Annotated in this window: 18 protein-coding genes, 1 pseudogene and 1 riboswitch; of the genes and pseudogenes, 13 read left to right on the plus strand and 6 right to left on the minus strand. The window is 42.0% G+C overall.

What is annotated here, in order from left to right:
• The first annotated feature begins 127 nt into the window (after positions 1–127).
• From H5185_RS06695 to H5185_RS06735, 9 genes are all read left to right on the plus strand, one after another.
• Positions 128–871 (plus strand): spermidine synthase, encoded by a 744-nt coding sequence (locus H5185_RS06695; RefSeq protein ID WP_124017295.1) that lies wholly within the window; start codon positions 128–130, stop codon positions 869–871.
• Between the two features lie 254 nt (positions 872–1,125).
• Positions 1,126–1,695, plus strand: coding sequence for an alkyl hydroperoxide reductase subunit C (gene ahpC / locus H5185_RS06700; protein WP_124017296.1), 570 nt, complete (start codon positions 1,126–1,128; stop codon positions 1,693–1,695).
• A gap of 112 nt (positions 1,696–1,807) precedes the next feature.
• Positions 1,808–3,373, plus strand: a complete 1,566-nt coding sequence (gene ahpF / locus H5185_RS06705) for an alkyl hydroperoxide reductase subunit F (protein ID WP_182741666.1) — start codon at positions 1,808–1,810, stop codon at positions 3,371–3,373.
• A 470-nt stretch (positions 3,374–3,843) separates the two neighbouring features.
• Positions 3,844–5,463 carry a methyl-accepting chemotaxis protein gene (locus H5185_RS06710; protein WP_182741667.1) on the plus strand — a complete coding sequence of 540 codons (1,620 nt, stop codon included), beginning with the start codon at positions 3,844–3,846 and terminating at the stop codon, positions 5,461–5,463.
• 343 nt (positions 5,464–5,806) lie between these two features.
• A complete protein-coding gene (locus H5185_RS06715; RefSeq protein WP_182741668.1) occupies positions 5,807–9,520 on the plus strand; it encodes an ATP-binding protein in 3,714 nt (1,237 codons plus the stop codon).
• Complete coding sequence (locus tag H5185_RS06720) at positions 9,520–10,173, plus strand: hypothetical protein (protein ID WP_124017300.1); 654 nt, start codon at positions 9,520–9,522, stop codon at positions 10,171–10,173. Before H5185_RS06715 ends, H5185_RS06720 begins: the two co-directional genes overlap by 1 nt.
• The gene (locus H5185_RS06725) at positions 10,170–11,390 is read left to right on the plus strand and encodes a phosphoenolpyruvate carboxylase (RefSeq protein WP_124017301.1); all 1,221 of its coding nucleotides are present in this window, start codon (positions 10,170–10,172) and stop codon (positions 11,388–11,390) included. The genes H5185_RS06720 and H5185_RS06725 overlap by 4 nt, the downstream gene beginning before the upstream one ends.
• A gap of 97 nt (positions 11,391–11,487) precedes the next feature.
• Positions 11,488–12,483, plus strand: a complete 996-nt coding sequence (locus H5185_RS06730; RefSeq protein WP_182741669.1) for a hypothetical protein — start codon at positions 11,488–11,490, stop codon at positions 12,481–12,483.
• Positions 12,484–12,792: 309 nt separating this feature from the next.
• Positions 12,793–14,049 carry a dicarboxylate/amino acid:cation symporter gene (locus H5185_RS06735; RefSeq protein ID WP_182741670.1) on the plus strand — a complete coding sequence of 419 codons (1,257 nt, stop codon included), beginning with the start codon at positions 12,793–12,795 and terminating at the stop codon, positions 14,047–14,049.
• Positions 14,050–14,216: 167 nt separating this feature from the next.
• Here H5185_RS06735 and H5185_RS06740 read toward each other — a convergent pair whose 3' ends face one another.
• Together H5185_RS06740 and H5185_RS06745 are read right to left on the minus strand one after the other, a co-directional pair.
• A complete protein-coding gene (locus tag H5185_RS06740) occupies positions 14,217–15,392 on the minus strand; it encodes a lipopolysaccharide assembly protein LapB (RefSeq protein WP_182741671.1) in 1,176 nt (391 codons plus the stop codon).
• A 231-nt stretch (positions 15,393–15,623) separates the two neighbouring features.
• The gene (locus H5185_RS06745; RefSeq protein ID WP_182741672.1) at positions 15,624–16,616 is read right to left on the minus strand and encodes a class 1 fructose-bisphosphatase; all 993 of its coding nucleotides are present in this window, start codon (positions 16,614–16,616) and stop codon (positions 15,624–15,626) included.
• Between the two features lie 174 nt (positions 16,617–16,790).
• On the opposite strand from H5185_RS06745, the gene H5185_RS06750 reads away from it, so the two are divergent.
• The gene (locus tag H5185_RS06750) at positions 16,791–19,094 is read left to right on the plus strand and encodes a S9 family peptidase (protein ID WP_182741673.1); all 2,304 of its coding nucleotides are present in this window, start codon (positions 16,791–16,793) and stop codon (positions 19,092–19,094) included.
• Positions 19,095–19,187: 93 nt separating this feature from the next.
• Here H5185_RS06750 and arcA read toward each other — a convergent pair whose 3' ends face one another.
• The gene (gene arcA / locus H5185_RS06755) at positions 19,188–19,904 is read right to left on the minus strand and encodes a two-component system response regulator ArcA (protein ID WP_124017307.1); all 717 of its coding nucleotides are present in this window, start codon (positions 19,902–19,904) and stop codon (positions 19,188–19,190) included.
• A gap of 678 nt (positions 19,905–20,582) precedes the next feature.
• Between arcA and H5185_RS06760 the strand changes: the two genes are divergently transcribed.
• The 3 genes and pseudogenes from H5185_RS06760 (at position 20,583) to H5185_RS06770 (ending at position 24,118) form a co-directional block, all read left to right on the plus strand.
• Positions 20,583–21,029, plus strand: coding sequence for a DUF3293 domain-containing protein (locus H5185_RS06760; protein ID WP_124017308.1), 447 nt, complete (start codon positions 20,583–20,585; stop codon positions 21,027–21,029).
• A 269-nt stretch (positions 21,030–21,298) separates the two neighbouring features.
• A riboswitch (Lysine riboswitch) is annotated at positions 21,299–21,473 on the plus strand.
• A gap of 134 nt (positions 21,474–21,607) precedes the next feature.
• Entirely contained in the window at positions 21,608–23,002 is a 1,395-nt protein-coding gene (gene lysC / locus H5185_RS06765) for a lysine-sensitive aspartokinase 3 (RefSeq protein WP_124017309.1), read from the plus strand.
• A gap of 1 nt (position 23,003) precedes the next feature.
• Positions 23,004–24,118 (plus strand): annotated as a pseudogene (locus H5185_RS06770) (succinylglutamate desuccinylase/aspartoacylase family protein).
• A gap of 96 nt (positions 24,119–24,214) precedes the next feature.
• On the opposite strand, the gene H5185_RS06775 reads toward H5185_RS06770, so the two are convergent.
• From H5185_RS06775 to H5185_RS06785, 3 genes are all read right to left on the minus strand, one after another.
• On the minus strand, positions 24,215–25,342 hold the full coding sequence (locus tag H5185_RS06775) for a site-2 protease family protein (protein ID WP_182741674.1): 1,128 nt from the start codon (positions 25,340–25,342) through the stop codon (positions 24,215–24,217).
• Between the two features lie 199 nt (positions 25,343–25,541).
• Entirely contained in the window at positions 25,542–25,916 is a 375-nt protein-coding gene (locus H5185_RS06780) for a DUF4144 domain-containing protein (RefSeq protein ID WP_182741675.1), read from the minus strand.
• A gap of 38 nt (positions 25,917–25,954) precedes the next feature.
• On the minus strand, positions 25,955–26,376 hold a 422-nt coding region (locus H5185_RS06785; RefSeq protein WP_182741676.1), incomplete at its 5' end, for a FapA family protein.

Genomic DNA, 26,376 nt, shown 5'->3' on the forward strand with positions numbered 1-26,376 from the left:
AATTTAATTCTGCGAGTTATCTGTATCACTTGTCGCCAACTTTATAGTGTATTCTGGGGTATAATAAGGTTTTAAAGTAGAAAAATCTTGCTGTCACGTATTGGCGAGACTCCTCACAGAGTGAAGTATGTCTGATTATAAAGTATTGCACGTCGACGGTGATCGGTTTGGTGATTTTTGTGTGCTCGACGATGGCGACTATCGGGTCTTATCATTTGGTGATAATGATGAGCAAAGTAAGATGGATAAGAGTCAACCTCATGTACCGCAACATACTTATGTTCAGGCCATGTTAGCAGTGCTGTTATTCAGCCAACCCAAAAGTGTGATTATTTTAGGCTTAGGTGGTGGTGCACTCGTGCATTCCCTTAGGCATTTTGATGCAGCGATTAAAATTACTGCAGTTGAATTGCGCCAACAAGTTATTGAAGTGGCTAAACGCTTTTTTCAATTACCTTTAGGTAAAAAACTGACCATAGTGCACCAAGATGCCTATGTCTTTTTAGCCCAAGCAGAGCATAAAAAAGTCGATGTTATTTTTGCTGATATCTACAGCGACAAAGGCGTAGATAAACAACAGTTGTCTAACCAATTTATTCAGCAAACAAAACAGCTGCTTAAAACGGATGGCTTTTTAGTATTAAATTGTTGGAAAGAACACAGTCGAGACTTACAGTTACGTGACACGCTTCATGAGCATTTTAATCAAGTCTTTGCTTGTTTAACCGGTGGTGGGAATTGGGTGGTATTTGCCACCAATAAAGCCAATTGTTTTTCTGCCGCAAATAATAAGCAAGATTTACAAGCCCTTTCACAAAAGCTCGATATTAATGTTAGCCGCGTACTGACACGATTTGGTCCTTGGGAATAACATCCACCAATAAACATCATTAATCGAGTACCAGCTTTCAAGCGTACTCGGTGTTGATGATTTATACCCTTCATACAAATAGTCTCTCAAAGATGGTTCAATATAAAAAACCGATTAGGGTGATAGTTTTTATCCGTTATACTTAGTTAGCCTCCATCGCTATTATAGGTACATCAGATGACGAGCACAGTTTGTTTATCATCACCGAAACCATATTGGTATCGGGTTTACTGTAAATCTAAATGGAGCATGACATGACACAATCTATCATCAATAGCACTATCAAACCGTTCAAAGCAACTGCATTCCATAATGGTGCTTTCGTTGACGTAACTGAACAAGATTTATTAGGTAAATGGGCAGTAGTGTTTTTCTACCCAGCTGACTTCACTTTCGTATGTCCAACTGAATTAGGCGACATGGCTGATCATTATGAGAAGCTACAGGCAATGGGCGTTGAAGTTTACTCAGTATCAACTGACACTCACTTCACTCACAAAGCTTGGCATTCAAGTTCAGACACTATAGGTAAAATTACTTACCCAATGATAGGTGACCCAACTGGCGCAATCACTCGCAACTTTGGTGTGATGATTGAAGAAGACGGCTTAGCACTACGTGGTACTTTTGTGATTAACCCTGAAGGCCAAGTTAAAGTAGCTGAAATTCATGATCTAGGTATTGGCCGTAGCGCTTCTGAACTAGTTCGTAAAATTCAAGCGGCACAATATGTTGCAACTCACGATGGCGAAGTATGTCCTGCAAAATGGCAGCCAGGTGAAGAAACATTAGCTCCTTCAATTGATCTAGTCGGTAAAATCTAACCACTAAGATAACCCTTAGGTTAGTAATATCATCTCCAGCTAGTCGGTGTTCCCCCGGCACTGACTAGCATCTTGTAAATTCATCGATTATTTCCCATTTTTAGGAGTTGTTATGTTAGATGCGAATGTAAAAAATCAACTGAAAACCTATCTGCAAAACCTCAAGCGCCCAGTTGAACTTGTCGTATCTGCAGATGACTCAAACAAAGGCAAAGAACTCACTAGCCTAGCCCAGGACATTGTTGACTCATCAGATCTAGTCTCTGTGACTTATCAGCAAGGTCAACGTACACCAAGTATGAGTGTGATTAACCCGCAAGCTGCAACTAATATCACCTTTGCAGGTTTGCCAATGGGCCATGAATTTACCTCACTGGTGCTAGCACTATTACACAGCGGCGGCCATCCGATTAAGTTGGATGCGGATATCATTGAGCAAATCCGTCAGCTACCAGGTGAATTCCATTTTGAAACCTATATTTCGTTAAGTTGCCAAACTTGTCCTGAAGTGATCCAAGCACTTAATATGATGGCAGCAATTAACCCAAACATTACTAACGTGATGATTGACGGTGCGTTATTCCAACAGGAAGTGAGCGATCGCAATATCATGTCAGTGCCATCAGTATTTTTGAACGGCGAAGCCTTCTCTGTGGGCGCCATTAGCGTTGTTGAAGTACTGAATAAGTTAGATAAAAATGCCGCTAGCAGACAAGCCGAGCAGCTCAATAAAAAGTCGGTTTTTGATATGTTAGTAGTGGGCGGTGGTCCAGCAGGCGCCGCAGCGGCCATTTATTCAGCTCGTAAAGGGTTAAATACCGGCATAGTTGCTGAAAAGTTTGGTGGCCAAGTGGCCGAGACGGTCGGAATTGAAAACTTTATTTCAGTGTCTAAAACCGAAGGTCCAAAACTGGTGGCGAACCTTGAGGCTCACGTTAAAGATTATGACGTCGATATTATGCAAAACCAACGTGCGTTGAGTTTAGCTAAAAACGGTCTGCTTGATGTGACACTTGAAAGTGGCGCCACCTTAAGCAGTAAAACGATTATCTTAGCAACCGGTGCACGTTGGAGAGAAATGAATGTCCCTGGTGAACAAGAGTATCGTAACAAAGGCGTAGCGTATTGCCCACACTGTGACGGTCCGTTATTTAAAGGTAAGCGAGTTGCGGTTATTGGCGGCGGTAACTCAGGTATTGAAGCGGCTATTGATCTAGCAAACATCGTCGAACACGTCACTGTACTTGAGTTTGACAGTAAATTACGTGCCGATGAAGTGCTACAGCGTAAAGCTAAATCAATGGGCAATATTACGATAATTACCCAAGCCATGACCACGGAAGTTAAAGGTGATGGTACTCGTGTAACCAGTTTGGTTTACACCGATCGCGCCAGTGGTGAAAGTCATACCGTAACCTTAGCCGGTATCTTTGTACAAATTGGTTTAGTGCCTAATACCGAGTGGTTAAAAGGTGTGGTTGATATGACTCCTCGCGGTGAAATTATTGTCGATGAGCGTGGTCAAACATCAATTCCTGGTGTCTTTGCTGCGGGTGATGTCACTAATATCCCCTTTAAGCAAATCATTATTGCCATGGGTAGCGGCGCCACAGCATCATTGGGAGCATTTGATTATTTAATAAGACATTCAGAAGAAGCCGATGTTCAAGCCGCATAAAATGTTGCAACAGCCATTTAATGAGGTGCTGTAATCGCCTCAATGAACCAAAACAGCCCGCTTTTGCGGGTTTTTTGTTGTTATATTGATTTATAGTCTTTAAGTGAGTGGATTTACCGTCTATAAATAAGCACAAACAAGTTGATACATTAGAAAAATTTCAAGTATATTGATGTTAGGCCGATATTGATTTACACCGATATACATTGAAAACTTCGTGATTTACAGCAACAAAAATTTATACTTGGTTAAGATTAAATAAAATTATGCTCTTATTATCAAAGATGCTTATAACAATAAAACATATAGTTAATTGACTAAAGAATAGCGTTAAGCGGTATTTTTACAGCACATAAAAACTCAAGGAGCGAGCACAGGCATCAATAGCCTTAATAACGATATTTTGGTCGCTGCATTAAGAAGTTTTACGTTTGCTTTATCTTCATTTGATTATCGCTTAGGGGCGAAATATGAATTGGTTTAGTAACATGTCGATCTTTAAAAAGGTAGGACTGATTTTTGTCTTGTCAGTGATTATTTTTGCCGTTAACCTTGGCATCAGCACAGTTGCGATTAATAAAAACCGTGACACATTATCTTTCATGGAGACCAAAGTTGCACAGCGTGTTGAGCTTGCAAATCAAAATGTCATTTTTGTCCAACGATTAGATGAGTTGTATACCCAATCAGTATCCTTTGCCGATGAAGATTTGCTCGGGAACGCCATGAAAACCTTTTCTTCACTCAAAGATAACTTAACCAATCTATCAACTATTGATCAGCCCGAAAGTGCATTGTTATCGCAATTATCTAACAGCCTAGACGAATACAATACCATGACACTGTCACTGGCAAGGGGAATGCTAGACGGTACTATTGATATGGCTGATGTAGGGCAAATTAGTCAGAAAAAAGCCAAAATATTCGAAACCTTAACGAATGGGATCACGGCTTATAAGGCCGATAAAGTGGCAGAGTTTAGCTCTACTATTAAAGAAGCGGGTGACCGCTCTGAACAGAGTTTATACCTGTCATTGGGCATAGGGGTCGCATTGTTGGTCTTTATGGCTCTTTCAACTATTTCAATTGCGCGTGCCATTAGCGGCGCTGCGGGTGATGTGGCCAACTCATTAGGTGAATTAGCTGACGGTAAAGGCAATTTACGTCACCAACTGACGGTTGTCGGGACTGATGAGTTAGGGCAGGTATCAAGCAACTTTAATCGATTTTTACGCTTACTTGCTGAGTCAATTCAAAGCGTTGTGAGTGTGACTAAACCATTGTTAGACAGCGCATCATCGCTAAAAGAGCGCATGGCGGTTGCAACTAAAGCGACTAAGCAACAAAGTCACGATGCTAAAACTGTGCATATGTCGATGGAAGAAATGCGTCATTCAGTCAATGATATTTCACACAGTGCCCAACAAGCGGCTGAAGCTGCACAAGTTGCTGAACGTGAGGCAACGGAAGGTTTAGCAGTAGTACAGCGCACGGTGAGAATTTCACAAGAACTTAATTCAGGTATTGAACTCGCATCAAATTCTATCAATGAGTTAGCCAAAGATACCGAAAGTGTTGGCTCTATTTTGAACGTGATTACCTCTATTGCAGAACAAACCAACTTGCTCGCGTTAAACGCTGCCATTGAAGCCGCCAGAGCAGGAGAACATGGACGAGGATTTGCCGTGGTTGCTGATGAAGTTCGTGCACTGGCGTCTAAAACTGCCGACGCGACTAAAGAGATCCGTGGCGTATTAGAAAAGCTTAAAGTAGCGGCTGAATCATCGGTTAGCACCATGGATGTGGCCATTGCTAAGTCTTCAGAAAACGAGCGTTATGCCAAAGATACCGGTGCAGCATTAAGTTCAATTCAATCTAAAATTGTCAGTATTAACAGTATGAATACCCATATAGCAGCAGCTACAGAACAGCAGTCTTTAGTTGCTGCACATGTTGCCAATAACGTAGTTGAAATGAATGCTTCATTTGATCAAACACTGGGTATTCTTGCACAAGTGCAGGGGATTTCAGAAGGATTAGATGGGTTTGCTAATGAGCTTAGCCATGCGACCTCACAATTTAAATTGTAACGTTAATCTTAATATAAAATGCTCAGATAAATTTTAGTACCGCATAACAAAAAACGCAGAGAGAAATCTCTGCGTTTTTTGCTTTATTGCAGCGAAAAAAGATCTTATTTACCCCCAAACTTGAGCACATTTATGCGACATAAACCGTTTCTGCTTGTTTGCTGCATTGTTAGCCGCCATTTTTGAATTATTTAGCGTATTATAAAGCCAATTTTTGTGGGTGAAAATTGCCTCTAGGCCGCGTTTGTTTTACTTTATTGACATTGAAAAAACAGACGTTATTTTTTCATCCGTATTTTGCTTTTTAGTCACTGTAATGTGAGCTGTTTGGAAAAGGATTATCATGCCAAGCTTGATTAGAATCGTGTTAATTAACACCCACCTACCGGGTGTGGTCGAACTGTTATTAAGTGGTCACACTAATATTTGCGGTACCAATGCCTCGGGTAAAACAACCTTACAACGTCTGGTGCCGGTATTTTATGGCGAATATCCAAGCCGAGTGGTGCCTTCAACACGTGACAGTTTTGAACGTTGGTATTTACCCCATGATTCAAGCTACATTATCTATGAATATCAAAAAGATGATGGATTACTTTATCAAGCTGTTTTAGCCTCAGCAGGTGACGGTAAAGGGGTTAACTACCGCTTTATAGCCCGCGGTTTTGAGTTAGAGCATTACATTAAGTCACGTAATGGCGACACCATTATTTGTCATTCAATGGCAGAGCTTGGCCGTGAAGTAAAACGTGATGGAGTTGCTCATACTAACTTGTTAAATACCCGCGAGTTTCGCGCGATCATTCAAAACGATCGCAGCTTGCTGAATACCGGTAGTAACCGCAATGAGTTGCGCACTTATGCGCGTCAGTTCTCCTTGTGTGACGGCGACCATAGCTTGCGTCATATCGAAAAACTCGCCAAAGCAGTGCACTCGAAAGAGGGCAAAATGGAAACGGTTAAATCAATGATCGCAGCCATTTTAGAGGAAGATGGTGTTAACCCGCCGACTTCTAGACTCAATCCGCAGCGAGTAGAAACCTGGATCCGTGAAAGCCAGCTGGTGCAAGGTTTTGAGCAAATCCGCCCAGAATATGACAAGCTCGAACAAGAATTTAATCAGTTATTAAGTGCCGAGTTACGCTTAGCCAGTTTATCGCGCGGTTATCGCGCCGATGAAACCTTAGAGTCTGAGCGCCAAGACCGTAATCAAACTCATGGCAAAGAGTTAAACCTCAAGTTACGCTTGTTAGATGAAGAGTGGAAAGATGTTCGTGATGAGCTAAACCAAGAATTATCAGCAGCAAAAGGCGATTCTGGTAAGTTTGAAGATGAACTCAATGCCATTGAAGATCAGCACGCCGCTTTTTTAGATGCCGATATTGAACAAGCCAAAGCAGACCTTGATAATTTGCCGAATTGGCGCAGTGATGTTGAAAATCTTAACGAACGTCATAAATTACAAACCGAAAAACACCAAGACATCGAAGCGGCTTTTAATGCACGTCGCAGTAAAATTGCTGAGCAATTACATCGTGAACTTGAAGTCTTACATATTGAACAAGACGCTCAACGTGAAGCCCGCGATAAGCAGCGCGAACTCGCCAATGACGACCTTGCTAAGTTAGAACTGCAATGGCGTGAACAAACCGATGTGGGTAAAGCAACATTCAGCGAACAAGAATATCAACTCAAATTAACTGCTGCCGAGCTCAAACATCAAGTGGATGGTGTGACTTATACCGAAGATGAAAAAATGCGCCTAGCCATTTTTGATGAGCGTATTAGTTTGGCCGACGAAGAGCAAGAAACCTGCAATCAAAAGGTCGATCGCTTAACCACTGAAGAACGTAAACAACGGGCCAAACGCGATCAAGCGAATGAAGCGCTGCGCATTGCCACTATTCGTGTCAGCGACAGAGAAAATGCCAAAGAAGAACTGCACCATATGCTGTTCCCGCAGTCGCATACACTATTGGAATTTTTGCGAAAAGAAGCCCACGGTTGGGAGCACACCTTTGGTAAGGTTATCGCTCCAGAGTTGTTGCATCGCAGTGACTTACACCCAAGCCTAACCCAAGACAGCAGTGAAGCTCTCTTCGGGGTGAATCTCGACCTCAAAGCGATTGATGTTCCCGAGTATGCCGCAACAGAGCAAGATTTGCGTATTCGCTTAGCCAAAGCAGAAGACGCATTGCAAAGCGCTCAAGAAATGCATGCAGAAGCGGAAGATCAGCTGGTTGCCATGAATGCAGCGCTCGATAGTATTACCCGTGAGCTGACCTTTGCTCGCACAGCCTATAAAAATAGTCGTGAAGACTTGCGCCGTTTATTTGATGAAAAACGTAACGAACAACAAAAAATTAATCAAGCAGTAACCGATCGCAAAGCAGATTCGAGCAAAAGATTAGTGCAGCTTGAGTATGAGCTTAAGCAACTTCATAATCAGCATCTTGGTTGGTTAACAGAGCAAAAAGAGCAGGCGCTGGAAGCGCGTATGGAAAAAAATGCTTATTGGCAAGAAGTGGTCGGCGCCATTGATAATCAATTGGGGCAAATTAAAGCCAATATTGAACAACGCCGCGCTAATGCTAAAACCGAACAAAAGGCCGGTGAAACCTGGTACAAAAACGAGCTTAAGTCACGTGGAGTTGATGAAGGCACGATTTTGGCGCTTAAAAAGCAAATACGCGATCTTGAAGCCAAAATTAGTCATGCTGAACAACGTCGCAGTGATGTGCTGCGTTTTGATGATTGGTATCAGCACACTTGGTTGGTGCGTAAGCCAAAATTGCAAACTCAATTAGCCGATGTTAAGCGTGCTACGCTGGAATTAGAGCAGCAATTAAAAGCAAAAACCACAGAAATTAAGCAACGTCGTGACAGCCTAGAAACCGACCGTAAAGCTTGTGATGCTGCCCAAGTTGAGGCCTCTGAAAACCTCACTAAACTGCGTGCAGTGATGCGCAAACTCGCAGAGCTTAAACTGCCCGGCAACAATGATGAAGCGACCGGCGGTATTGGTGAACGTTTGCGTCAAGGCGAAGATTTATTGCTAAAACGCGACTATTTAATGGGTTCAGTGAAGCAATATGTTGAGCACTTTGATTCGGTTATTGCCAGTAAATCAGGTTCAAGTTTAGCCGAGTTTTGGGAACGAGCCCGCGATGAGTCGAGCTTTGTCAACGATAAAGGCATTCGTTTACTTGACTACCGTAAGTTGGTGCCACAGCTTGAACAGCTACTGAATGTGATGGTGCCGCAATCGTTAATGGCGATTCGTGAGCAAGGACGAATTTTTGGTATCGACTTAACCGCGTTTTATGATGTGTTAACTGATATCGATCGCCGTATTGCCAGCCAAAGCGCGCGCATTACCCGTGAAGTGGGCGAGGAGTTATTTCTTGATGGCGTATCAGAGTCTGCGGTCCGTATTCGCTCGCGCATTAGTGAACTTGAATTTTGGCCCGAACTTGAAGTGTTTGTTAAAGCCTTTAAAGCGTGGAAGGCAGACGGTTTTAGTCAGCTACCAGACGAACACTACACTAACTCAATGCGCCGCGCTTTAGACATTATTGGTCGCGCAGCATTAACTGGCGGCATAGCCAAACTGCTCGAAATTGAGCTGCGACTAAAAGAAGGTAACAGCGACTTAATTATTCGTACCGATCGCCAATTAAACGAATCGTCTAGTCATGGCATGGCCTACTTGATTTTATGTAAATTCTTATTAGCGTTTACTCGTTTATTACGTGGCAAAGCCAATGTGACCATTCATTGGCCCATCGATGAGTTAGGCACTTTGCATCACACCAACGTGAAGAAAATTTTCGATGCCTGTGAAAACAATAATATTAGTGTATTAGGCGCATTTCCGAACCCAGAATCTGAAGTGTTAAATCTATTTGCTAACCGTTATATCATCAATAAACAAACTAAAAAATTGCAAGTGGTGAAGCCAAAAGCCAACCCATTAGCGGCACGTTTATCACAACGTAATGCTGAAATGACCGATACCGACACCAGCATGACTGAAACTGCTAAGGAGCACATCTAATGTCAGATTCGACTGAAACAACCTTAGTAGGTACTGGTGCGTTAATTGAGCAACTGCTGCGCGGTGAATTTGTTTGCCGTGTGACTAACGAAGACGGCTGGCGCGCCCTAAAGAATAATAGTACTCGTGACCGAGTTGAAACCTATCTGAATCAAATTAATCGTACCGTTGCCAGCGCTGGTGAAGGCGAAGTGTTTTTTTGCGGCTATTTGCAGCTGGGCGAAGTGGAACGTAAAGTGATTTCGTCGCAGTTTAAAGATATTTGCGCCGCGCTTATCCCATTGGTGGAATGGTTAGTTCTGGTGCAAGAAGCCAGTGGTCAAGATGCGCCTTTAAGCGAAGGTGCCCCTATTCGCTTAACCGACTTACAAGCACGGATTGAAGACACGCCAGCCTTCAGAGAACAGCTGACTAAGTTGAGCCATTATCGATTATTTGGTTCAAGCAGTACTAACGTTGATGGCCAAATTAAGTTGGTGTTTAAGCGGTTAGTGGAGCTGGGTTATTTAACCAAACCCAATAGTGAAAAACAGATTTATATCGCCACGGGTAAACTCGATTATTTGTACGAAGTGATCCGTTTTATTGATGAAACCGAAGGGCTAAGTCTTGAGGCTCAAGCCGAAACCGCGACCCAAAGGGATCTTATATGAGCAGCAACTTACACCAAGCTGGGGTAAAGCTGCTCAAACAACTTGGGCGGCATGCCGACGTCATTATGGATGCCTATTTAGCGGGGTCGATTAGCGATACTGCCCATGATAGTGGCGTTATTGAAAAATTAAGAAAAAGTGGCATTTTATGGCGCCCTGAGCCTGATCAAGAACTGCGCTTAAAGCGTTCAGTGCGGGCATTATTGGAAGAAGCCTTAAGCGATGAGCGCAACAGACAAATTGATGCTAACGTCGGTTCGGCGCTCGCGACGATAAAAACCTTAGCCGATCACTATAAAGAAGCGCGCCGCGATGTTGATTTTAGCGCAGCGGAAGCCTATTTAGCTGATTTAAATGAGCATGTGTACAGTTTTACCGACAGTTTACGTTATTCAATCCGGGTGTTGTGGAGCCGCATTAATAATGAATTTGGCTATGTAGGCACCATAAGTGCGAAAATTCGCGAAAACGAATTAGCTCAAAGCCAAGTATCAGAACTGCTCAACGGTTTAGACATGTTCCAATTTAGCGAGCTAGGTGAAATTGCTGGTGATATCCGCGAACTGCGCCGCTTACTAATGACGAGCTTGCAAGAAACCTTAAGTCAATGCACCCAGGAATTAAGCATTGTACAAGCGCGATTGTACGAGTTATTGGGCCGGTTTAGACAAATACAAGGACGCACCAGATTACTAAAAGGCTGGTTATTACACACCAGCATGCATCCAGATTATCAACCTGAAAACCATGTGGTGCATAAAACAGTACCTGTATTGTTCAACTGCGCTGAAGCCTTGATAGCCCCCGCGAGTGTTGATGTTGCTAATCCGCATCATGAACTTGAGCTAATGAGTTTGGTCGCGCAAGTGAAAGCCATCAGCCGTGATTCATTACCGGCCATGCTGCGTGAACACAACGTGACCTTTGAAATGGGTGACAGTGAAGATTTTGATATCCCTGAAAACCCTCTGAAAATTGCTGTTGATGAGTATTTCTGTGAAGTGATTGATTCAGGTCTGCGTCAATCGGCGCTTAGTTACCTTACAGAGAAACAATTGCAGTGGGATGCAGAAAGTTGGCTATATCAGGTGATTGGTGGCTATGAAGGCTTAGCTGATGAGCATAAGAATTACTTTGAGCTTGAACCTATAGGAAAGCCTGACCCGGTATATAGTGGCAACTTTGTCATTCACGATGTTGAACTTTGGTTAGCGTAACCTTGCCGTCATTTCGTTGGACATTAAGCTTGTCGGCGATCAATATTGTTAACGTGTAATAAACTGAAACGATCAATATAAAAGATGAAGAGTCTAGATGGCGAGTATCAGTAAACATCACTTGCAAATGTTGGCTCGCGCAGCAAAACAACGATTGCCGCGAGTGCCATTTAATGCCGGTTGGCAACATGTTTATCGTCTGTGGCAAATAGGTGAAACCGACGGCGCCCAAAAGCAATTGTACTTAAGCGTTAACGATCATCAGTTACTGCGACAAATGGCACAAATCGATACCGGCCTAGATATTCTAGCGCTAGACTTTGATGTGACACGCCAACAAATGTCGCAGCAAAGCGCGAATGAGAAATACGCCAATATTGCGCCAGAAGCCGACTATCTGCTGCTAAAGTTAGCCCCACCGTTATGCCAAGGCCTATTGGCCGAGCATGATTGCGCACTAAGACTTAAGGTTGATCGTGCCGTTAACCTTTGCGAACAGCTCGCCATTAACTGCATTATGGTGGTGGAAAACTTAGACAGTTTTGATAACGTTTTCCAGTATCAGTTTGATCAATCTATGGCTAAGCTTATGGAGCGGTGCATGGTGTTGTATCGCGGCAGTCATCATTATTCCCCCGCTGGATGCAAACATTTCTTAGGTTTGATTGATCCTACCAAGGTGCAAGTGATTGCGTTTACCGATTTAGATCCCGCCGGGTTAATGATTGCCCATAGCCTAGATCATTGCCAACACCTCGTTGTTCCTCAATTAGCCCTCAGTGCACCCGCAACATTACTGGCATTGCCGCAAATCAATTCAACGACAGATTTTTATAATCAGCAGCGTCAGTTAGCTTATATCAATGAAACTATCGCGGCTAAAAATAACCCTGGTGAATACCTTGGGTTACAGCCATCGCCTTTAGTCAATCGACTTATGCCGAGTTCATCGACCTCTGATGTCATTGATGGCAGCAAAGGCCTAGCAGAAGATTGGGATCAATTAGTGGCTTGGGTGGCACGCTATCATGTCAGTATTAAGCAACAACATATGCTGGCAAAAAAGCTCATCTTGTCGTTATTGCGCTTTTAGAGGTTATAAGCACTGTCCATTTATGGCATTTGAGCCAGCATTAATCAGTGTTGCAGTTATGATAAATGGTTTTCTGCGATAAATATGTCCTTACTTACTAATGTTTTGATTGGCTAATCGTATGTTTATTATGGCATTTATAATTATTTAGATATGAAGTCTGTAAAAAGTGGTCAGCTTTGTTCAGATGATGATTGAATTATCTTTGTCTATGTCTCAGTATCACTGCGCTCGAATAAAAAAAATGCCTAGGATTGGGTATATTAATAATAATTAGCAACTAATGTTGCATTTCGAATGGGAAAAAATATGACAAAATCACTTTCTGCACGGATCTTTATTGGTCTATTTCTCGGGGTTATGCTGGGCAGTATTGTGCAGTTTTTATTAGCCGATAATGCTTTTTTTGGTGGCACATTAGTGACTCTGGCAAGTGGTGTTGGCACCATGTTTGTTAATATGATCATGATGCTAGTCGTGCCACTGGTGTTTGTGAGTATTGTTTGTGGTGTGTGTGAATTACAAGATTTAAAAAGTTTTGGTCGTTTAGGCGGTAAAACCTTTGGTTTTTATATTATTAATACCGTGATTGCTATTTTAGCTGCCTTTACCGTTGCTATGATATTTGAACCTGGTAAAGGCGTGGATATGTCGAGCAATGGCTCGCTGGATATTACTGCGACTGAACTGCCAGATTTAATGTCGTTAATTGTGAGTATTGTGCCAAATAATCCTTTTTCAGCTTTTACCTCTGGCAATATGCTGCAAGTGATATTTATGGCGCTATTAATGGGCGGCGTGATCAAGTCAATGGGCGCATCTGTTGAAGGTGCGGTGAAAGGATTTCAAACTGCCAATAAAATCATGATGCGTTTAATTTCAGTGGTTATGAGTTTAGCGCCGTACGGTGTATTTGCCCTGATGTTTAAATTAGGTGCAACCTTAGAGCCTGAAATTTTTGTCAGTGTTGTCGAGTATTTAGTGCTTATTTTGGCATTGTTGTTGATATGGATTTTTATCGTATATCCCTATTCTGTCAGTTTATTTACCCCAATTTCAGCGAAAACCTTTCGCGAGAAAACCCAAGAGCAAATTTTATTTTCGCTATCAACAGCCAGTTCAAATGCGACAATTCCAGTCACCATGCGCACACTGACAGACAAGTTAGGGGTGAGTAAAGCGGTTGCTGGTTTTGGTGTACCGCTTGGTGCAACTATGAATATGGGGGGGGTATCGATTTATATCACTATTGCGATTTTCTTCGTTGCTAATGCCTTTGGGATGCCTATCAGCAATGAGCAAATCCCATCGTTACTGTTTAGCGTGTTTTTATTGTCAGTAGGTGCGGGTGGCGTTCCTGGCGGCGGCATGGTGATGATTGGGGTGTTGATTTATCAATTAGGTTTACCAACAGAGGCATTTGTTATTGTGGCTGCATTGGATCGTATTATTGATATGGTGCTGACATCATGTAACGTGGTGGGCGATACTGCGGTATTAACTATTGTCGATCAAACTGAGCAAGTACATCAGCTTGAGGCGGCAAAAGCTGCTGAAGAAGCATAGCCATAATCGAGTGATCATCATGGTTATTTAGTTGTTTATAAACATGGCCTGCACAAGCAGGCCATTTTTATGTTTAATGTTTTTACGCAAACGATGTGCTGAGGATTGTATCGTTGGGATTTTCTATTCAAACCTATGGCTAGAATGGTTAGCGATACTATAAGACCTTATCTATGCTGCATTTTATTTTCAATTTTAGACATAATCTTTAATGTAGATGTTTCTAAATCATCTAAACGGCGATGCGCAACCAGTTCATAAGAGCGATTAATATATCGATAAGCTTGCGGGTAGTTATGTTCAACCATTTCTAATTCCGCTAAATCGTTGAGTGCTTGTGTTTGCCCTACGGGGTAGCCCATCATTTTATGATATTCAATGGCTTTTTTAAATTGCTCTCTGGCATCTGCATTACGGCCGATGCGCTGATTTATCACACCAGCAAGCTGTGATATATAACCCAGCGTTAGCCAGTCTTGCACTTTTGCAGCATTAGTTTTGGCGATACTAAGCACGCTTAGTGCGTGTTCTATCTTATTGGTTTCAGTGTAACTTTGGGCTAAGAGTAATCTGAACCTGGCCAGCTCTCGTTCATCTTTTTGGCGAGAAGCTTCAATGATTGCGGCAGTCAATGTGCTATTCAGTCGTTGATATTGATGTCGCTGTAATTGAATCATGGCAAGTAGGCGTAGAGCGACTAAGTTATCGGGCGCAGTATCTATGAGCGCAGATAATTGCTCCTCTGCTGCGACGCTATCACCACCTTGCATCAGAGCTATTGCGTGAATTAGTTGTGGCGGGCTAAAACGTGAATCGAATTGCTCTGTGATTTTACTGTGCTGTGGATGGACCTGTTGATTAATCAACTCGGCTGCAGTGAGCAATGCTTGCTCTATGCTCGCTACATTAACGACATCACTTTCACTACTGTGTTGTTTGTGTAATGTAAAGGCTAATTGGTATTGATTATTAGTGCCTTTAATACTTGATTCAATCACCAAGACTGCGCCAGAAATCGCCATAATTTGCTGAATATCGGCCGCTTTATCTGAGTGCTTTCTCGAGATAAGTGAGATGATATTGATAATATCCTCAGTTTGCAGCAAGGGGTAATTAACCCCTAGATTGAGTTGATGGATAAGCATATCCATCGCAGCATAGCGATTCCATTGTGGTTCAATCTTGTCTGATGTGAGGTTTACCGGGAGCACTAAAACCGTACCATTTTGTAAATATGCTAGTTTAGTTAACGTGAGATAGACATAACATCCTAGGCTGATAAGCAGTAATACTACAATAGCTGCAATATATGTCTTTTTATTCGATGAGCTGACTTGCTGCATCGCTATAGTCCATTATCAATATTGAATAAATTAACTTAGAGGTTATTTAAGTTATTGTAAAGAAATGCTTCTTTCTCTCCGTACTTAGGGGTTGAACTTAAGGTTTTATCGATGGTAAGTATCTAATACTCATACTCATACTCATACTCAGAAGATTGATGCTGATGGACTTGGTTACTTAGCGCCCCAGACTAAAAAACCGCCCAAAGGCGGTTTTTTTAATGGCTCAATTTAGTCGATTGATGGTTCTTCGCTGTAATCAATACCGTGATAGCTCAAGCAAGTATCGACTTCGTTGGCGCTACCTAAAATCACCGCTACACGCTGATGAATGGCTGTTGGCTCAATATCCAATATGGTTTCGTAGCCGGTTGAAGCTCTGCCGCCCGCTTGCTCAACGAGCAATGCCATTGGGTTCGCCTCGTACATTAAGCGTAACTTAAAAGGTTTTTCAGGATTTTTATTGTCTGTTGGGTAAGTAAAAATACCACCACGGCATAATACGCGATGCACATCACCTACCATGGCGGCAATCCAACGCATGTTAAATGATTGCTCGCGTGGACCAATTGAACCGAGTAATAAGTCGGCTATATAGGTTTGCATTGGGGCTTCCCAAAAACGTTGGTTTGACATATTAATGGCAAACTCCGCAGTGTCTGGGGTGATTTGTACGTTATCGTCGGTCAGTAAAAACTCTTGGCTGTCGGGAGCTAAAGTATAAAATTGCGTACCATTACCCGTCGTTAGTGCCATCATGGTTGATGGTCCATATAATACATAACCGGCTGCCACTTGCTTGCGACCAGCCTGTAAAAAACTTTGCTCGTTTAAGGCTCCGTCTGGTGCAGGTAATACAGAGAAAATGGTACCGACCAATGAGTTTATATCAATATTTGATGAACCATCGAGTGGATCAAAACACACCAAATATTCTCCATTAGCACTCACTTCAACCACATAATCTTCTTCTTCAGAGGCTAAACCACGAACGTGACCGTCGGTTTTTAGCGCATCTTTAAGCATGTCATTAGTGATGACATCGAGTTTTTTCTGAGTTTCGCCTTGAATATTTTCTTGTTCTGTCGCGCCTAAAACACCGGCTAATGCACCGTGACGAACAGCAACACTAATGGCTTTTGAAGTGTCAGCTAAGGTTAACAGTAATTGTGCTAAAGACGTATTTACGGCTTGTGCGTTAAGGGTTTGTGCCAAAGTCTGCATGATTTTTCCTATGAGATTTTGCGAAGTTAAGGTCGAGGTAATTCATTCTTATCAGTTATATGCAAATCATACCCCACAATGACGCTAATTTCAGCGATTGTTATCTGGGGTTTTGGTTTTGCTGTAAATTAAGGCAGAATGTGGGCGGATTGAATTGCCCAAGGATTAATAATAATGACAATAACATGGAAGCATCATGCTTTAGCGGCAGTGTCTGCCGTACCATTCCTTTTTACCAGCGCGGTTTTTTCCGCAACAGCAACCGCTAAAGGCAGCATCATGAACTCATCGACCACCGCAACATTGACGGCGATACAAGGTAACACTACGCCACTCACTATTGAGCGTATTCATGCCTCTCCCGCATTGGCGGGTTCAAGCCCTCGTGGATTAGCGCTATCCCCAGACGGCAAGCGAGTTACCTATTTATCGAGCCGAGCAGATAATCAGCATTTTTATGATTTGTGGCAAATGGATATTGCTAGCGGCAAACGCAGCATCTTGATTAATGCAGATCAATTAGAAGGGGGAGAACTGTCTGATGAGGAAAAAGCCCGCCGTGAGCGTCAACGTATTTATGGTCAAGGGATCATGGAGTATTTTTGGTCGCAAGACAGTGCAAGTATTTTAATTCCTGCCGCAGGTAAGTTGTATTTATATCATGTTGCCAATAATAAAGTCGCTGAATTAGCTACCGGAGAAGGCTTTGCTACCGATGCTCGTTTATCTCCAAAAGGTCACTTTGTGTCGTTTGTGCGCGATCAAAATTTATATGTGTTGTCGTTACAGACGCAAAAAGTGATCGCTTTAACCACTGACGGCAAAGGGCCGATAAAAAATGCCATGGCAGAGTTTGTCGCCCAGGAAGAAATGGATCGCATGACTGGTTATTGGTGGGCGCCAGACGAGTCGGCGATTGCTTTTACTCGCATTGATGAATCAGGTGTCGAGTTAGTCACTCGTAATGAAATATATGCCGAAGGGATTAAATTAACTGAACAGCGTTATCCTTATGCAGGTAAAGCCAATGTTGAGATAGCACTTGGCGTCGTGACCTTAAAAGATCGTAGTATTAACTGGATCGATTTAGGCAAACAAAAAGACATGTATTTACCTCGTGTCGATTGGTTGCCAGATAGCCAACATGTGTCATTTCAATGGCAAAGTCGCGATCAACAAACGCTCGATCTTCGCATTGCTTCGATAAGTACACCGAAACAAGCTGAAACCATGATTGAAGAGCGTAGTAAAGCGTGGATTAACTTAAACAATGATCTGCACTTTCTAAAGCAACAAGCTGCCTTTATTTGGGGATCTGAACGTGATGGTTTTAATCATCTGTACTTATTTGACTTGCACGGTAAGCAGCTTAAACAATTAACCCAAGGTGATTGGGCTGTAGATGCACTTGAATTTGTTGATGAAGCTACTGGGTGGGTGTATTTTTCTGGTCGTAAAGACAGTGTGGTTGAGCGTCACTTATACCGCGTTAATCTTAATAAAGGCATGGATTCAATTGAGCGAATTAGTCAAGCATCGGGTATGCATGAGGCGGTCTTTGCGGATAAAAAACCCGTTTATTTAGATTACTTTAGTAGCTTGCAGCAACCACCACAAATTAGTTTACACAACGATAGTGGCAAACAACTCGCTTGGGTTGAGCAAAATGAGATTGATAAAAATCATCCGCTTTATGATTATGCCGGATTATGGCAAATGCCTGAGTTTGGCCAACTAAGAGCTGAAGATGGTCAAGCACTCGAGTACCGATTGTTTAAACCAGTGCCTTTTGATGCCGCTAAACAGTATCCGGTTGTGGTGCGCGTATATGGTGGACCGCATGCTCAGTTAGTGGTCAACAGTTGGAGCGAAGCCGATTATTTTACTCAATATTTACTGCAGCAAGGTTATGCAGTATTTCAATTAGATAACCGAGGTTCGGCGCACCGAGGTACTCAATTTGAACATGTGATTTATCAAAACATGGGTGATGCCGAAGTGAACGATCAAAAGGTAGGTGTTGATTATCTGCGTAGCTTACCCTTTATTGATGGGGACAACGTGGCTATTTATGGTCACAGCTACGGTGGTTACATGGCGTTAATGAGTCAGTTTAAGGCACCAGGTTATTTTAAAGCGGCGATATCGGGTGCGCCAGTAACAGATTGGCGTTTGTATGACACTCATTATACCGAGCGTTATATGGGCAACCCTGAAACTAACCAACACGGTTACGATGCCAGTAGTATTCTACCTTATGTGAAAAACTATCAGTCGGGTTTATTGGTGTATCACGGCATGGCAGATGACAACGTCTTGTTTGAAAACAGTACCCGAGTCTATAAAGCATTACAGGATGAAGGTAAATTGTTCCAAATGATGGATTATCCTGGGTCTAAGCACTCTATGCGCGGCGAGAAAGTCCGAAATCATTTATATAAAACATTAGCAGCGTTTTTAGATCAACAGTTGAAATAATTGTTTCGCTGACTATTATTTCATTTGCTAAAAAATAAACATAAAAAAACCAGGTGATTAACCTGGTTTTTTTATTGTGTAAACTTAACAACATTACGCTTCTAAGTCACCACAAAAACGATAGCCTTCACCGTGGATTGTTGCGATGATTTCTGGCGTATCAGGTAAGCTTTCAAAATGCTTACGGATACGACGGATTGTCACGTCAACAGTGCGGTCATGTGGCTTTAATTCACGGCCAGTCATTTTTAACAATAAGTCAGCACGGGTTAAAATCTTACCTGGGTTTTCAACAAAGTGAAGCATTGCACGGAATTCACTGCGTGGTAACTTGTAAGCTTCACCTTGTGGGTTAACCAAAGAACGGCTGTTGATTTCTAAGCTCCAGCCATTAAAGCGATAAAACTCAACAGAACCTTTTTCTTCGGTTTCTGCTGCAGCATTATTTACGCGGGTTAACAAGTTGCGAGCACGGATGGTTAATTCACGAGGATTGAATGGTTTAGTGATGTAGTCATCAGCACCAATTTCAAGTCCAAGAATTTTATCAACTTCGTTGTCACGACCCGTTAAGAAAATAAGGCCGATGTTATTAATTTCACGTAATTCACGTGCTAATAACAAGCCATTTTTACCGGGTAAGTTAATATCCATAACAACAAGATTTATCTTATTGTCTTGCATCGCTTTATGCATTTCTGCACCGTCATTGGCTTCGGTAACAACGTAACCTTCAGCTTCAAAAATACTGCGCAATGTATTACGAGTTACAGCTTCATCTTCAACAATTAAAATGTGCGGATTTTGCATGATATTTACCTGATTTTATAAAATTCGATTCTAGCCACTTTGTGCTAATAGGTTGCAAAAGCGCTTGGGCTAATGCACTAATATTCCGATATTTCTTTGGTGTTTATCTATGTCTACCCTGAATTAAACACTCTCTATAAACTCTATTACGTAACGGTTAATGCTGGTTACTGAGTCTGCTTACGTCTATTTATTATCATGACACTATGATGTGCGTTTGCACTTAAAGCATGATGATGTAAAAAGTGGTGTAAATTTGTTATAACTAAGCTTACTTACTATGAATGCCATTTAGAAAGATAGTTCCTTCTATCGCAAACTTATTTAATCGTATGAATGTTTTATCAAATGTAGAACAAATTTAGTACGACTGTAAACTTTACATCAATAAATCACCACACTCTCAACAATATTTGCTGAGCTTTTGAGGTGTATGTAGCCAACTTCGCTAAAAGTGATTTATTAATGAGTAGAGGGTATTGTACTCGTTTTAGGTATTTGTTAACAAATTAAATGTTAAAAAATTAATATACCAATGAAGTACATAAAAGATTAATGTTGATAACATTATAATAGTTAATGATTTTTAAATATTATTCTTGTGATCTAGATCTCAAACCTTTTAGATATTTAAGCTATCTGATAGACTATTTTTGGCTTAATTGACGAAAATTTACTATGAAAAATGTTATAGATTCATTGTGGGATGACTATCAAACAACTCATTTTTTGTTCACTCAGCGCCTTTCTGATGATTTCCCATTTGCAATTGTTACTGCTCATAACCCCCTCGGCACTAGGCTCTCTCCTAGTCAAAATCGCTTACTTGATCGCCAGCTTCAATCTAAAATCCAACAATATAATCGTCCCTATCGCGCGCTAGTCGGTGCGGCACCTGATTTGTCGCATATGGAAAAGAGTTGGGCTATTTTTATTGATAAAGAACAGGCTGTTGAGCTTGGTCGCGAGTTTAATCAATATGCTATTTATTATGTTAATAGAGGTTTAATATCCTTGATTGCATGTCTTGATACCATTAAACCGGAAGTGGCTATGGGGGCGTTTAATCACCGACTGCGTTTGGTGTATGAACTGCCAGAGTGCGGTCATATCCGTGATGAGTGATAAGTTTATTCAAGCAATTAAACGGTTAAACAATACATTGCACTATAAAAAGATACAATACAGCGTTAATTGTCTCGATATATTGCGTTCATGATGTTTTTTTAGCTTGATATTGGCTTTTATTTCGTAATCTAGAACAATTATATAACCGCTATTGCTGTGCCTGAATTATCAAATATTCACGATTTTTAGCAGAACTGTGTTTTTTACTGTTTTTGCTGATTGACTTGATAGGGTATTTGTTGCTATTTTCAACTCCCTCCTTAGGGAGGAACAGAAGAGGAGCGTTAACTAGGTAGTAAGTGAGAGGATGCCAGTCCAATGACCACTTATGATGGAGATTAGCGCCGAGGTATCAGTTTGTTTGGCAAACATTGATATCGGTCGTTTAGGCTGAATCCTAACGATTGTCACCTATTTTTTTGGTGGAGAGCTTCTGGTGATGATTGCTGTTTCCCTTCTATAAGGGTGCGTTATCTTAGCACCAGGCTCTTCGAACGTAGTGTGTTCGGAGCGTATATCATGTTAGTAAATCACATCTTATTTTGTTGTCTTTCGCAAACTGCGGAGGCGTCTGTATGAACCTTGCCCCAGATAATGTTGCGCCTGAGAGTCATCGCTCAGAATTAGTGGTTGCCAAATTTGGTGGCACGTCAGTGGCTGACTATGCCTCTATGAGTCGTTGTGCCGATATCGTTTTGGCGAATCCTGCTACTCGTTTGGTGGTGGTGAGCGCCTCCAGTGGTGTGACTAACTTATTAGTTGAGCTAACCCAAGCGAATGTTAATGATGAACGTCGTTTGATATTGCTTAAGCAAATCGCCAAAATTCAATATGCGATCCTAGACGAATTAGGACGTCCTCAAGACGTGGCCGCCAGCATTGATAAAATTCTCAGCCGGATGTCGGTATTAAGTGAATCGCTAGAGCTGGATCGTAGCAAAGCGGTGATGGACGAATTACTGTCGACGGGCGAGCAATGTTCTTCGATTTTATTTTCAGCCGTTATCCGTGAAAAAGGCACCGCATCCGATCATTTTGATGTACGTCAAGTGTTACGTACCGACAGTCATTTTGGCCGTGCAGAACCACAAATTGAAGCTATAGCAACATTGTCAGGTGATTTTTTACAGCCGTTACTTGCACGTTATGTCATTGTCACTCAAGGTTTCATTGGCGCAGATGACAGTGGTAAAACTACGACATTAGGCCGTGGAGGCAGTGATTATTCAGCAGCTCTACTTGCTGAAGCCCTCTGTGCTACAGCGGTTGAAATTTGGACTGATGTTGCCGGAATTTATACCACTGACCCTCGACTTGCGCCTAATGCTCGCCCTATTGCAGAAATTAGTTTTAATGAAGCGGCTGAGATGGCCACCTTCGGCGCTAAAGTATTGCATCCTGCGACCATTTTACCGGCAGTTAGACAAAAAATTCAGGTGTTTGTAGGATCCAGTAAAGCACCTGAAATGGGGGGAACTTGGATCCGTCATCAAGTGGAAGATACCCCTGTTTTTAGAGCCGTTGCATTGCGCCGCGATCAAACTTTATTGAATCTTCATAGTTTACAAATGTTGCATGCTCAAGGCTTTTTAGCAGAAACGTTTGCAACCTTAGCAAGGCATAAAATATCGGTTGATTTAATCACCACTTCTGAAGTAAACGTATCGCTAACGCTGGATAAAACGGGTTCTGATTCAAGCGGGCAAGGATTATTAAGCGAATCGTTATTACAAGAGCTATCGCAGCATTGTCGTGTCAGAGTTGAAGAAAATTTAGCCTTAATCGCCATTATTGGTAATCGTATCGCCTCGACGGCGGGTATTTGTAGCCGGGTGTTTAAAGTGCTTGAAAACCATAATGTACGGATGATTTGTCAAGGTGCTAGCCCACATAATTTATGTGTGTTGGTGGCTGAATCTGAGGCGGCGCAAGTGGTTAATGCCTTACATCAAAATCTGTTTGAGTGTTGAGATGACTAAAGCAATCCAATCGTCTGTACAGGTCGGGGAGTTGGCGACAGGGCAAGCATTGACAGTGCCGCTATATTCATTCATTGGTAGTGAGAGTTCTGCGCCTAGTGTCTATATTCAGGCCAATGTTCATATTAGTTGATGGGCAATGCGGTAATTTATCAACTGATGACCTTGTTGGAAGGTTATCAGGTGTTAGGTAATATTACCTTTGCGCCATTAGCTAATCCGCTAGGAATTAATCAGAAGAGTGGCGAGTTTACCTTAGGACGATTTGACCCTATTACAGGTGTTAATTGGAATCGAGAGTATTTTGATCACCAAGTGGATGTTCAAGCTTGGTATCGCGAACACCAACATTTAACCGATAACGCTTTGTTTCAGGCTTATCGCTCGATGTTAGTGGAAGCATGCCAAAAGCGCTTAGCGCAACCTTTTGGGATCTCAACAGGTCATCGTCTGGCGGTAAATTTACAGACCATGGCGCACCAAGCCGACATAGTGCTTGATTTACATACCGGCCCTAAATCGTGTAAACATCTTTATTGTCCTGAGTATGATATCGATGCCGCGAGATATTTTTCAATACCCTATACCCTCGTTATCCCCAATAGTTTTGGTGGCGCGATGGATGAAGCTACATTTTGTCCATGGTGGCAATTAACTCAATATGCAGCGAGCCAGGGCCGAGATTTTTCGGTACCCATGTCGGCATTTACCTTAGAGCTTGCCAGCCAAGAACGCATTGATCTTGATGACGCACTCGTGGATGCTAAAGGTATATTGGCTTATTTAAGCTATCGCGGGGTGATAGCTGAGAACGTTAGCCCAGCGAAAATGGCGCGATTTGCTTGTTATTTACGAGATTATAAAAAGTGTCATGCACCTAAAGCGGGCTTGATTGAATATTGTGCTGTAGTCGGTGAGCCATTAGCTGCAGGGCAGCCATTGGTCAACATTTTACGTATTGACCTTTATGGCACTGATCAGGCTTTTCAAGCGATTAGTTTGCCTATGGATTGCGTACCGATTTTACATTTTGCCTCCGCCTCAGTTCACCAAGGTACTGAGTTGTATAAAGTCATGACCAAGGTATTTGCTTTACCCTCAGTATAATAAACAGAGAGATTCAAATAAAAACGCCTGCAATATGCAGGCGTTTTTATGTGGTCAGTCATCAGACTAGGTTTTATTGGCATTCAGGCAATAGGACTAACTACCCAGAATTTGCAATGGAATAGCTAACATTTCATCGCCAGAGCCTGCAAAGTACCAAATAATGCCCACTAAACCTGCCACTGTGAGCAAATACCATACAGTAGAGAAAATCTGTCCATAGCGATCTAAAGGTAATAAGTGGCTCTGATGTCGTCCGCGCCACTCAAAGATAATCTCGACACTGCCAATCAGCAATAAAAAACCGAGTAAAGCCAAGCCTAAGCTGTAGCTAATGAAGACGCCTATGGCCGCGCCTAAAATGCAGGCGATGAGGCCAATCAAGCTGTTCATCGAAAAGCTAATGCTTTTTAATATATGTCCGCCATCGAGAGGTAAAATAGGCAATAAATTAAACAGGTTCAGCAGAGCATTAAATGCCGCTAATCCGGCAAAGAATACGTTACCTGTTATCCAATAAAGTCCGACACAGATAATCGATAAAATCAGCCCAAAAGTGGGGCCCATTATTGAAATATACACGTCTTGCCAACGGGTGTTGATCCGCTCATCGCTCAAGGCTAAACCGCCAACAAAAGGGATTAAATAGATCCCTTTGGTTTTCATGCCGAAATGTTTCATCGCTCGAATATGACCATATTCATGAAACACTAAGCAACCGATAAGGGCTAAGGCAAATTGAAATGAAAATAGCCAAGAATAGGCGGCAACACTGGCTCCTGCAAAAAGAACCTTAACTACCTTAGCGCTTTTTAGCAGTTTAAAACCTAGTGAGGCAAGGCCTACAACACTGATTTTTTGGTTTTTTACCACGGCAACTTCAGGTGTTTGACGCTCAATATCTTTAACTGTACGTTGTCCTTGAGTAATGGACTCATCATCAATTAACAAACAATAATCAAGTTGAAATGGTTGCCAGTTAACATCGATTTCTAATCGTACTGGGAGTGGCGTGACACTTAGATTCGCGCTTGTATTTTCGGTTTCAGTCGCGATAGATGTTTGCCTGGTCAGTTCAAATGAATGGATGTGAAAGGCTTGGTCGGCGGCACTGGCAGACTTTTGTGATACTAGCTGATTGTCCCAATAAAGTTGCTGCCAGCCCGCAATCGAGCCTTCTAGTCGCAAACGTTTACCTAGACATTCAATATTTAGTAATTCCATTAAGGATTCTCAGGGGTTAAGAGCTGTGAGCATAGAGGGCATTTTGCCAGAGCGATGGGTGTTGCTCAATGGGGGAGGCCATTATATTGGTTAATTTTAGTTTTGACTTATTTAACAAAGGCCATCAAGGATAAGTGTTTAACTTAACCATGATGGCGTCAATGAGTAGGCGGTAAAGGTCTTATTTAGGAGAGCGGGTTTAATAGAGCTGCTCTAACTCAGCTACAGTCGCGATACCTTGTTCAATGGTGGTAAAGATAATTTTTGAGCTGCAGCAATGGCCTTGAAATTGGCCATACTGACGAACAAGAGGCAATAGTTGTAATACACTCATATCATCACTGTGCTTGAGCAACGAAGGCAGCTCTGCCACGCTGCTATTCACTGATGTGAGCTGTTGTGATTGTGTTTGAATACCATAGACATGACCTACACTATCGATAAGTTTATCGTTAGCATCAAGAGTAAATTGATTTGCACAAATAAAGCTTAACCAATCTTGATGATTAACTAGGTACATTAACTCATCATCTTGATCAAACTTGAGTATTGCAGGCCAATGTACTTGTTGCATAGTGTATATTTCTACCTATATTTGCTGTGTTGAATTCGCTAGCGATTGCTGTAATCGAATGATATTTCTTGATTGACGTTTTTGGCAATGCACGGACCATGTTCACGTTGGGTGCGATTAAATGCATTGCCAATGTGGATTTCAACGTTGATGAATATGTGTTTTTCAGCTTGAATAACATAATTATTATAATAGTTTTCAACTTCATTAAGGTGTTGTGTGTATTCAACTTCTTCTTTAATACGTTCTGCATCTATCTGGTTTTTTTGCTCGAGCATCATTTTAACTTGTTCAATCATGCCAGCATCACTTTGCCATTCCGCTTTAGGCGGTAGTTTACGCAATCTCGCCTCTAATTCTAAGCTCGCGACAACCATGCCTTTGATACTGTCATCTAATTCTTTAAGCTCTTGCTTTAACTCACCTTGATGCATAGCACAAAACAGTTCGGTTTTAGTAC

Origin of the sequence: Shewanella sp. SG44-6 (genome assembly GCF_014164185.1) — a bacterium.
GTDB lineage: Bacteria > Pseudomonadota > Gammaproteobacteria > Enterobacterales > Shewanellaceae > Shewanella > Shewanella vesiculosa.